This is a genomic window from Brevundimonas sp. CURTG3B2_SDJG, from assembly GCF_057364705.1.
In genome coordinates this window covers 1-10,035 of record NZ_JBNFOJ010000097.1, presented here as the reverse complement: position 1 = coordinate 10,035, position 10,035 = coordinate 1, and the positions used below count along the sequence as shown (strand labels likewise).

The window sequence follows — 10,035 nt, the reverse complement described above, 5'->3', positions numbered from 1 at the left end:
GATGCGGGCGGCGGCCAGGCCCTGACGGAAGAGCGCCGTGTCCTGAGCGTTCAGCACGCGCGGCTCGTTGGTCACCCGGACCCGGCCGGCGCGGAGGCGTAGTAGGGCGTCTGCGGGGGGATCAGGCTTTCGGGCGCGGGGGCGACGAGGGCCAGCACGGCCGCCAGACTGGTTCCGATCATAAGGTGTCCGATCCCCATTCGTTGCGGTTGCGGTCGGCCGACCGGCAACCTACCCTCCAGCGTTCAACATCCGGCGACCGTCGCCCAATCCCACGCAGGACCATCGTTTCAATGACCGCCCCCTTGTTCAAGGGCGTGATCACCGCCCTGATCACACCACTTCGTGACGGAAAGGTGGACGAAGCCGCCTTCACGAGGCTGCTCGAACGCCAGATCGCGGCCGGGGTTCACGGCGTGGCGCCGATGGGGACGACGGGCGAGAGCGCCAGCCTGCACCTGGACGAGCACAAGCGGGTGGTCGAGCTGTGCGTCGAGGTCGCCCGCGGCCGGGTGCGCGTCATCGCCGGCGCCGGCTCGTCGGCCACCGACAAGGCGATCGACCTGGTCCGCCACGCCAAGACCGTCGGGGCCGACGGCGCCCTGGTCGTCACCCCCTATTACAACCGGCCTTCGCAGGCGGGGATGGCGGCGCATTTCGAGGCGATCGTCGACGCGGTCCAGCTGCCGATCCTGCTGTACAACGTTCCCGGCCGGACCGGCGTCGACCTGGCTAATGAAACCGTCGCCAGGCTGGCGGCCCATCCCAACATCGTGGGGATCAAGGACGCCACCGGCGACCTGTCGCGCGTCAGCTGGATGCGCGCCAACATCGCCGCGGGCCAGTTCGACCTGATCTCGGGCGACGATCCCAGCTACCTGGGCTACCACGCTCACGGCGGCGTCGGCGTCATCTCGGTGACCTCCAACGTGGCGCCGGAAGCGATGGTAGCGCTGCATCAGGCGGCCGAGGCGGGCGACTACGCCGGCGCCCGCATCTGGCAGGATCGCCTGATCGGCCTGCACAAGGGCTTGTTCCTGGACAACTCGCCCTCGCCGGCGAAATACGCCCTGTCGCGGCTGCAGCTGTGCGGGGAGGAGGTCCGCCTGCCGCTGGCCCCCACGGCCGACGCCGTCAAGCCGGCCATCGATCGCGCCATGGCGGACGCGGGATTGGGCTGATGGCGTCCGACAAGCCGAAGACCAAGGTTATCGCCGAGAACCGGCGGGCCAAGTTCGACTATTTCCTGGAGGACTACACCGAGGCCGGGATCCAGCTGCTGGGCACCGAGATCAAGGCGCTGCGCGACGGCCGGGCCAACATCGCCGAATCCTATGCGGCGGTGGAGGGGAGGGAGATCGTGCTGATCAACGCCGACATCCCGCCCTACAAACAGGCCAACCGCTTCAACCACGAGCCGCGCCGGCCCCGTAAGCTGCTGCTGCACAGGAAGCAGATCGACAAGATGATCGGCGCCGTCCAGCGCGACGGCCAGACCATCATCCCGGTGCGCCTGTACCTGAACGAGGCCGGCAAGGCGAAGCTGGAGATCGCCCTGGCCAAGGGCAAGAAGCTGCACGACAAGCGCCAGGCGAGCGCCGACCGCGACTGGCAGCGCGACAAGGCCCGGCTGATGAAGGAGCGGGGCTAGACGCCTCAGCTCGCCAGCGGCGTGGCGTCCAGCACGCCCGGCGTCGGCGCGGTGAGGTAGGCGTCCGCCCCGCCGGCCCCGACCGACGGCTTGATCATTGGCTGGATCATGATCCCCAGCATCGCGATCAGGGCCGCGACCACCAGCGCCAGCAGCGCCGTTCTCCGTTCCTGGGGCGTGAAGACCCCGTTCCGCCTACGCATGACAGCCTCCAAAGCTGTCCGGACAACGGCGGATGGAGGCCGGTGTTCCTGCCGGCGACGCTTGGCGTCGCCGCGGACTGATTCGCGTTGCGCGAGAGCCACACCGGAGCGGAGCGCCCCCGGGATTCAGGTCAAGGACGGTCGTCCCGGACGGCGCCGGCGCGGGGGCGGCCGATCTGGGACAGCAGGTCGTTCAGGTCCACGAAGACGTCGGCTTGGCGGCGAAGCTCGTCGGCGATCTGGGGCGGCTGGGTCTTCACCGTGGAGACCACGGTCACCCGCACCCCCTTGGCCTGGACGGCCTGCACCAGCCGCCGGAAGTCGCCGTCGCCGGAGAACAGGACGACATGATCCAGTCGCGGCGCAAGCTCCAGCATGTCGACCGCGATCTCCATGTCCATGTTGCCCTTGGTGCGGCTGTGGCCCTGGGCGTCGGTGAAGCGCCGGACCGGCTTCGTCACCACGGTGAAGCCGTTGTAGTCCAGCCAGTCGACCAGGGGCTTGATCGGCGAGAACTCCTCGCCCTCGATCACGGCCGTATAGTAGTAGGCGCGGACCAGGACGCCGCTCGCGCGATACAGCTCCACCAGCTTCTTGAAGTCGAGATCGGTGTTCAGCGCCTTGGCGGCGGAGTACAGATTGGCTCCGTCGATGAACAGGGCGATGCGTTCGGTCGGATATGGCGTCATGGAAACGGACCCGGAAAATGCGGCAGGCGTCCAGGTTCCCGTCGCAATAGACGGCGAACCCGATCTGGACCAAGCCGTCATCGTCGCGCTGGGCTGCAATGACAAGGGGGCCTGGACCGATTGCCGCCAGGCCCTGGAGGCGGCCCTGGCCCGCTTCCGCTGCGAGGGGATCGACGTGGTGGCGCGGTCGTCCTGGTGGACCTCCGCCGCCTGGCCCGATCCGACCGATCCGCCGTTCCTGAACGGCGTGGTCCTGGTCCGCACCGCGCACGGCCCCCACGCCCTGATGGCCGCCCTGGGCCGGATCGAGGACGCCTTCGGTCGACGCCGAGAGGTCCGCAACGCCCCGCGCACCCTGGACCTGGACCTGATCGCCTACGGCCGGGACGCCGGCGACGTGGACGGCCTGATCCTGCCGCACCCCCGCGCCGCCGAGCGGCTGTTCGTCATGGGTCCGCTGGCCGAGATCGCGCCCGACTGGACCCATCCCGTCGATGGGGGCTCCGCCCAGACGCTCGCCGAAACCAGTTCCGTCGGCACGGACGCCAAGCCCGTCCCGGTCCGCTGACCGGGTTCAGCGGCTCGGTCGGACCGTTTCGACAAAGCCGAGGACATCGGTGTCCAGATCGGGCTCCCGGCGACACAGGCGCTCCAGCGCCGCCGCGGTCATCGCGGGAGTCAGGCCAACCGGCTCATCCGCGCGCAGGTCGCTGTCGTAGGCCTCGAACGACTGGACGGACAAGGGTTCCAGAGATCGCGCCTCGCAGTCCATGCGCTGACGGAAGACGACATGGGATGCGCCGCCGATCGCCGGGCGGCGGTTGACCAGAACCAGATCGACCTCGGGCGTCCAGGCCGAAACGCCGGCGACATTGACGCCCAGGACCTGGTCGTCTGTCTCCGCGACCTTCTCCCAGGCGTTCGCGGTCAGCCGCGCGACGTTCAGCAGGCTGCCGAGCTGACGGTAGACGTCGCGCGTGCCGTCGACGGTGTAGGCGCAGGCCTCCCTCATCATCGGTATCTGCAGGTCCCGGGGGACCAGGCCCTGGAGCGAGTCCGAAGACCGGTCGAGGAGCAGGGGCTCGCCGTCCGGGCCGTAGAAGGCGGCGGCGGTCACTCGGCTCAGGCCCTCGGCGCAGTCGAGCGTGTTCTCCAGGATGACGTAGTCGCGGCCGTCCGCCCGGGTCAGGGCGCCGATCAGGACGGAACGGTAGGTCGAGGGACCGCCCGGCGTCTGGCCTGCGACGTCCACGGCGCCGGCGACGCCGTTCTCCACGCCCACCCAGACCCAGGCCTCGGGCGGGGTTTGGGGAAACGGCGCGGCGGCCAGGGACAGGGCGGCGAGGGCGGCGATCATCGGCGAAAACCTCGTAAGGGATGACGAGACCCTACAGATCGCCGCGCCATCCCCGCCAGACGATTCCTGACGGGTGTTATCCCGCTGTTGACCCGGAGCCGCCCTGCGTCGAACGTCCGGCCCAGGGTCGTTCAGGAGCATGACGTGATCATCTGGTCGGGTTGGGGCATTCTCGTGCCTCTGTATGTGGTCGTCGCCTTCGGGCTGAGCCTTGTGGGGGTGTCCGCCCTGGGTCTGGCGGACCCGTGGGAGCCGGCGGTCGGCTTCGCGGTCGCGGGCCTTCTGGCCGGCGCCGCCATCTTCTTCACCGCCCGCAAGCTTGACGCCCGCGAGGGCCGGGTCCTGCTGGACGAGAAGACGGGGCAGCGCGTCCTGCTCAAGCCCTCGGCCGGCAGCTTCTTCTTCATTCCGACCCGCTTCTGGGCCTTCATCGCCCCCGCGGTCGGCCTGCTGTTCGGGGCCGTCATGGCGATGGGCGGGGCCTAGGAGCCGCTTTCGTCGCCCATGCGGCGTTGCACAATCGGGCCTGACCCTATATTTTGTGCGGTTCTCCCCCGCGCCCGAGGAAATTCATGGCCCGCGTTACTGTCGAAGATTGCATCGAGAAGGTGCCGAACCGTTTTGGTCTGGTTCTGCTGGCCGGCCACCGCGCCCGCAACATCGCCAACGGCGCCGCGCTGACGCTCGACCGCGACAACGACAAGAACCCGGTCGTGGCCCTGCGCGAGCTCGCCGAGGACACCGTGGTCCCCGACGAGCTGCAGGAGAACATCATCACCACGCTGCAGCGCGTCGACGAGCGCACCGAGGCCGAGGACGAGGCGGAGACCGTCGCCCTGCTGGCCGAGCCGCAGCACATGAACATGGCGGAAGCCGAGCTGATCCGCGCGCTGCAGAGCGACCGCGACGGCGGGCAGGAGGAGCGGTACTGACGGCAGACTCCGCCAACGGTATCACCATCCTGCCGGCGCGGACCTCGCAGCCCGCGCCGACCCCTGAAGCTGCCAATCTGAACGACCCTTCGGAGGCCTCGCCGTCTCCGGCGGCGCCCGAGGCCGTCCGCAGCAAGGTGTTGCGCCAGTTCGAGCTGGTCGAAGCCGTCAAGGCCTACGATCCGACCGCCGACGAGGCGCTGCTGAACCGCGCCTACGTCTATGCGATGAAGATGCATGGCTCGCAGCTGCGGGCCTCCGGCGACCCCTATTTCGCCCATCCCATCCAGGTCGCCGGCATCCTGACGGACTACCGGCTGGACACCGCGACCATCGTCACCGCCCTGCTGCACGACGTGGTCGAGGACACCTCGGCCACCCGCGACGACATCGCCGGCATGTTCGGCGAGGAGATCGCCGTCCTGGTCGAGGGCGTGACCAAGCTCAGCCGGCTGGAGCTCCAGGCCGAGCACACCCGCCAGGCCGAGAACCTGCGCAAATTCATTCTGGCCATCAGCCGGGACGTGCGGGTCCTGCTGGTGAAGCTGGCCGACCGTCTGCACAACATGCGGACGCTGAAGTACGTCAAGCCCGAGAAGCGCGAGCGGATCAGCCGCGAGACCCTGGAGGTCTACGCCCCTCTCGGTCGGTCGATCGGCATTCACTCCATCGCCTCCGAGCTGGAGGAGCTGGCCTTCGAGCACCTGAACCCAACCGCGCGCACCGCCATCGAGCGCCGGCTGGAGGCCCTGAAGCTCGAGCATGGCCGCGCCATCGACGGCGTGTCCCACGAGGTCGAGCGCGTCCTGGCCGAGGCGGGGGTGCCCGCCCGCGTCCTGGGCCGGCAGAAGACCCCGTACTCGATCTGGCGGAAACTCCAGCGCAAATCGGTCGGCTTCTCATCCCTGTCCGACATCTACGGCTTCCGCGTCATCGTCGAGGCCGAAGACGACTGCTACCGGGCGCTGGGCGTCATCCACCGCGCCTGGCCCATGGTGCCCGAACGGTTCAAGGACTTCATCTCGACGCCCAAGTCGAACAACTACCGCTCGTTGCACACCACGGTCGTGGGCCCCGGCGGACTGCGCATCGAGATGCAGATACGCACCGAAGCCATGAACCGGGTGGCCGAGGACGGCGTGGCCGCCCACTGGGCCTACAAGAACAAATCCTACGGCTTCGACCGCGAGGCCATGGCCGCCGACGGCGGACGCGACCCGCTGCAGAACCTGCGGCACCTGGTGCAGGTCATCGAGCATGGCGAGGGCGGCGAGGACTGGGTCGAGCACGCCAAGCTGGAGATGTACCTCGAGCAGGTCTTCGTCTTCACGCCAAAGGGCTCGCTGATCACCCTGCCGCGCGGCGGCATGCCCCTGGACTTCGCCTACGCCGTGCACACCGAGGTCGGCGATTCCGCCGTCGGGGTGAAGATCAACGGCGAGCTGAAGCCGATGCGCACCCAGCTGCAGAACGGCGACGTGGTCGAGATCATCCGCGGCGCCAAGCGCGAGATCCCCGCGGACTGGCGCTCGCTGACCGTGACGGGACGGGCCCGCTCGGCCATCCGCCGGCACATCCGCACCTCGGAGCGCGGCGAGTTCCAGAAGCTGGGCCGCGCCACGTTGGAGCAGACGCTGGCCCGGGCCGGCAAGACGGCCGAGGAGGTCACCCTCAAGCCCGCTTTGGAGACCCTGGCGGTCGCCACCGAGGACGACCTGTTCGAAGCCATCGGCCGGGGCCGGCTTTCGGCGGCCAAGGTCGGCGAGACGCTGTTCCCGGCGCTCAAGGGGCGGCTCAAGGCCGGTCCCGACCGCAAGCGGATCGCCGACGACCAGGCGCGGCTGTTCGTGCGCGGCGGCGGGTTGACGCCCGGCGTCAGCATTCATTTCGGCCATTGCTGCTCGCCGGTGCCGGGCGACCGCATCGTCGGCATCCTGGAGCCGGACGTCGGCCTGACCGTGCATACCATCGACTGTCAGCGGCTGGCCGACTTCGCCGATGACGACTCGGTCTGGCAGGACCTGCAGTGGACGCCTCAGGCCGAGCAGGGCGCCGTCGCCGCCGCCCGCATCCGCGCCACGATCAAGAACGCCCCGGGCGTTCTGGGCCAGGTCGCCACCATCATCGGCGAGGCGGGCGGCAACATCCTGAACCTGGTCATGAGCCACCGGCAGCAGGACTTCTTCGACGTCGACATCGACGTGGAGGTCGAGGACGCCAAGCACGCCACCATGATCATGGCCGCGCTCAGGGCCAATCCGTCGGTCGATACCGTGGAGCGCGCGCGCGGGTGAGCGCCTCGGACCGACCCGACAACGCCGCCCAGCTGGCCTCGCCCGCCTACCGCCTGGCGGCGCTGGACCAGGACTTCCTGCTCAGCGAAGGCCTGCGCGGCGTGCGCTTCCTGATGGAGTACGAGAAGGCCGAGGAGGCGCTGAAGGCCTGGGGCGTGCGCTCGACCATCGTGGTGTTCGGCAGCGCCCGGGTCGGCGAGGAGACCAGCCCGGACCACGCCCGCTGGTACGCCCAGGCGCGCGCGTTCGGCCGCATCGCCTCGGAACGCGGCGGCGCCATGCTGGGCGAAGTCGGCCAGCCCCGCGACAACGTCATCGCCACCGGCGGCGGTCCGGGCATCATGGGCGCGGCCAACCGGGGCGCCCACGACGTCGGCGCGCCCTCGATCGGCTTCAACATCACCCTGCCGCACGAGCAGGAGCCGAACGCCTGGTCGACGCCGGAGCTGACGTTCCGCTTCCACTACTTCGCCATGCGCAAGATGCATTTCGCCATGCGCGCCAACGCCCTGGTGGTCTTCCCGGGCGGCTTCGGCACCTTCGACGAGCTGTTCGAGATCCTGACGCTGCGCCAGACCGGCAAGGAGAGGGCGATCCCGATCGTCCTGGTCGACAAGGCCTACTGGACCTCGGTCGTCGGCTTCGAAGCCCTGGTGAAGCACGGCATGGTCGCGCCCGCCGACCTGGACCTGATCAGCTTCGCCGAGGACGCCGAGGGGGCCTGGAGCGAGCTTCTGGCCCGAGGCCTGAGGCCGGGCGGCGAGAATGCGCCCGATCCCGCCCAACCGGCTCTTCAAAGCGAGGCCGTGACAGGGTAGGGCAGGCGCATGACCTCCGAAGACGTTCTCAACGAATTCCGCGACGCCGGCGCCCTGCGCGAAGGCCATTTCGTGCTCTCGTCGGGCCTGCACAGCCCGACCTTCCTGCAGAAGAACTTGGTCTTCATGGACGCCGAGCGCTGCGGCCGGCTGTGCAAGGCTCTGGCCGAGAAGATCACGGCGGCCGTCGGGCCTGTCGATCTGGCCATCTCGCCGGCCGTCGGCGGCATCATTCCCGGCTACGAGACCGCCCGCTGGCTGAAAGTCCCCTCGATGTACGTCGAGCGCGAGGGTGGCGAGTTCAAGCTGCGCCGCGGCTTCCACGTCGAGCCGGGCCAGAAGGTCGTGATGGTCGAGGACATCGTCACCACGGGCCTCAGTTCCCGTGAATGCATCGCAGCCATCCAGGCGGCCGGCGGCGACGTGGTCGCGGCGGCCTGCATCGTCGACCGCTCGGGCGGCCGCGCGACGTCGGCGTGCCCCTGATCGCCCTGGCCACGCTGGACGTGCCCGCCTACGCGGCCGACAAGCTGCCGCCGGAACTGGCCGCCATCCCGGTCGAGGACCCCGGCAGCCGCCGGCTGTCGAAGTGAGCGTGTTCCCCCGTCCGCTCATCCCCGCGAAAGCGGGGACCCAGTCCTGTTCGGCGTGACGTCGGCGCCCGGGACTTGCGGACGAGAGGATGCTCGCACCACTTGTCACCCAAAAGCACTGGGTCCCCCGCTTTCGCGGGGATGAGCGGTAGAGAGACATGACCGGACACGTCCGCCTCGGCGTCAACATCGACCACGTCGCCACGGTGCGGAACGCGCGCGGCGGGGCTCATCCCGACCCCGTGCGCGCTGCGCGCGAGGCCCTCGCCGCCGGCGCGGACGGGATCACGGCGCACCTGCGCGAGGATCGCCGCCATATCACCGACGCCGACATCGAGGCCCTGAGCGACCTCTGCGCGGTCGCGGGCAAGCCGTTGAACCTCGAGATGGCCGTGACCGACGAAATGCTGTCGATCGCGCTGCGCCACCGTCCCCACGCCGCCTGCCTGGTGCCCGAGCGGCGCGAGGAGGTGACGACCGAGGGCGGCCTGGCCGTGGCGGGCCACGAGGCGCGCATCGCCCCGGTCGCCAGGCCCTGTCCGAAGCGGGGGGTCCGGGTTTCCCTGTTCATCGAGCCCGCGCTGGCGCAGGTCGAGGCCGCCCACGCCGTCGGCGCCCAGGTCGTGGAGTTCCACACCGGCCGCTACTGCCACCTGTCCGGCGACGACCGGGCGGTGGAGTTCGAGCGGCTCCAGGCCGCCGCGACCCGCGCCGCCGACCTGGGCCTGGAGGTCCACGCCGGCCACGGCCTGGACTACGTCACCGCCGCGCACATGATGGCCGTCCCCGAGGTCCGCGAGCTGAACATCGGCCATTTCCTGATCGGAGAGGCGGTGTTCGTCGGCCTGACCCAAGCCATCCAGCGGATGCGCGCCGCCATGGACGCCGGCGCATGATCGTCGGCGTCGGCGCGGACCTGTCGGACATCCGCCGCATCCAGGCGTCGCTGGACCGCTTCGGCGATCGTTTCAAGCGGCGGTGCTTCACCGAGCTGGAGCGAACCCGTTCGGACCGCAAGCCGGACCCCGCGTGGAGCTACGCCAAGCGGTTCGCGGCCAAGGAGGCCTGCGCCAAGGCCCTGGGAACCGGCATGCGCGCGGACGTCTACTGGCGCGACATGGGGGTGGTGAACCTGCCGTCCGGCCAGCCGACCCTGGCGCTGACGGGTCACGCCGCCGAACACCTGGCCCGGTTGACGCCGCCTGGTCACAAACCGCGGATACATCTGACCCTCAGCGACGAGCATCCGTACGCACTCGCCTTCGTGGTGATCGAAGCCTTGCCCGTGGCTTAATCACGTTATACCGATTTCGCCGCTAAAGACCGCGGGCAGCGGCTGGGGGATGAAAGTCAGCATGAGCGACGAGCACAAGCCGCACGACGACCACGCCGGGCCGCTGGACGCCCGCCCGCCGCCTTCCGGTCACGACGATCACGCCCCGCCGGCGTCTGCGCAGGCGCACGACCAGCACGCGCCCGAGGCGCCGCACGGACGGCC

At 69.7% G+C, this 10,035-nt stretch carries 12 protein-coding genes and 1 pseudogene; 10 read left to right on the top strand and 3 right to left on the bottom strand.

Annotated elements, in window-relative coordinates; all coding sequences use genetic code 11:
• The first annotated feature begins 293 nt into the window (after positions 1–293).
• Positions 294–1,181 (top strand): 4-hydroxy-tetrahydrodipicolinate synthase, encoded by an 888-nt coding sequence (gene dapA / locus AC2W7C_RS08365; protein WP_486001024.1) that lies wholly within the window; start codon positions 294–296, stop codon positions 1,179–1,181.
• A complete protein-coding gene (gene smpB, locus AC2W7C_RS08360; protein ID WP_486001023.1) occupies positions 1,181–1,651 on the top strand; it encodes an SsrA-binding protein SmpB in 471 nt (156 codons plus the stop codon). The genes dapA and smpB overlap by 1 nt, the downstream gene beginning before the upstream one ends.
• A 5-nt stretch (positions 1,652–1,656) precedes the next feature.
• On the opposite strand, the gene AC2W7C_RS08355 is transcribed toward smpB, so the two are convergent.
• Together AC2W7C_RS08355 and AC2W7C_RS08350 are read right to left on the bottom strand one after the other, a co-directional pair.
• Entirely contained in the window at positions 1,657–1,854 is a 198-nt protein-coding gene (locus tag AC2W7C_RS08355) for a hypothetical protein (RefSeq protein ID WP_486001022.1), read from the bottom strand.
• A gap of 131 nt (positions 1,855–1,985) precedes the next feature.
• A complete protein-coding gene (locus AC2W7C_RS08350) occupies positions 1,986–2,543 on the bottom strand; it encodes a LabA-like NYN domain-containing protein (protein ID WP_486001021.1) in 558 nt (185 codons plus the stop codon).
• Here AC2W7C_RS08350 and folK point away from each other — a divergent pair.
• On the top strand, positions 2,542–3,111 hold the full coding sequence (gene folK / locus AC2W7C_RS08345; protein ID WP_486001020.1) for a 2-amino-4-hydroxy-6-hydroxymethyldihydropteridine diphosphokinase: 570 nt from the start codon (positions 2,542–2,544) through the stop codon (positions 3,109–3,111). The genes AC2W7C_RS08350 and folK overlap by 2 nt on opposite strands.
• Positions 3,112–3,117: 6 nt before the next feature.
• On the opposite strand, the gene AC2W7C_RS08340 is transcribed toward folK, so the two are convergent.
• A complete protein-coding gene (locus AC2W7C_RS08340; RefSeq protein WP_486001019.1) occupies positions 3,118–3,900 on the bottom strand; it encodes a hypothetical protein in 783 nt (260 codons plus the stop codon).
• Positions 3,901–4,044: 144 nt separating this feature from the next.
• Between AC2W7C_RS08340 and AC2W7C_RS08335 the strand changes: the two genes are divergently transcribed.
• From AC2W7C_RS08335 to acpS, 7 genes and pseudogenes are all read left to right on the top strand, one after another.
• Positions 4,045–4,386, top strand: coding sequence for a hypothetical protein (locus AC2W7C_RS08335; RefSeq protein WP_486001018.1), 342 nt, complete (start codon positions 4,045–4,047; stop codon positions 4,384–4,386).
• A gap of 86 nt (positions 4,387–4,472) precedes the next feature.
• Positions 4,473–4,832, top strand: coding sequence for a DNA-directed RNA polymerase subunit omega (gene rpoZ / locus AC2W7C_RS08330; protein WP_486001017.1), 360 nt, complete (start codon positions 4,473–4,475; stop codon positions 4,830–4,832).
• A 227-nt stretch (positions 4,833–5,059) separates the two neighbouring features.
• Positions 5,060–7,126 carry a RelA/SpoT family protein gene (locus AC2W7C_RS08325; protein WP_486001025.1) on the top strand — a complete coding sequence of 689 codons (2,067 nt, stop codon included), beginning with the start codon at positions 5,060–5,062 and terminating at the stop codon, positions 7,124–7,126.
• Positions 7,123–7,944, top strand: coding sequence for an LOG family protein (locus AC2W7C_RS08320; RefSeq protein ID WP_486001016.1), 822 nt, complete (start codon positions 7,123–7,125; stop codon positions 7,942–7,944). The genes AC2W7C_RS08325 and AC2W7C_RS08320 overlap by 4 nt, the downstream gene beginning before the upstream one ends.
• A gap of 9 nt (positions 7,945–7,953) precedes the next feature.
• Positions 7,954–8,537, top strand: a pseudogene (gene pyrE, locus AC2W7C_RS08315) (orotate phosphoribosyltransferase).
• A gap of 158 nt (positions 8,538–8,695) precedes the next feature.
• Entirely contained in the window at positions 8,696–9,433 is a 738-nt protein-coding gene (locus tag AC2W7C_RS08310) for a pyridoxine 5'-phosphate synthase (protein ID WP_486001015.1), read from the top strand.
• The gene (gene acpS, locus AC2W7C_RS08305) at positions 9,430–9,831 is read left to right on the top strand and encodes a holo-ACP synthase (RefSeq protein ID WP_486001014.1); all 402 of its coding nucleotides are present in this window, start codon (positions 9,430–9,432) and stop codon (positions 9,829–9,831) included. The genes AC2W7C_RS08310 and acpS overlap by 4 nt, the downstream gene beginning before the upstream one ends.
• Positions 9,832–10,035 lie beyond the last annotated feature (204 nt).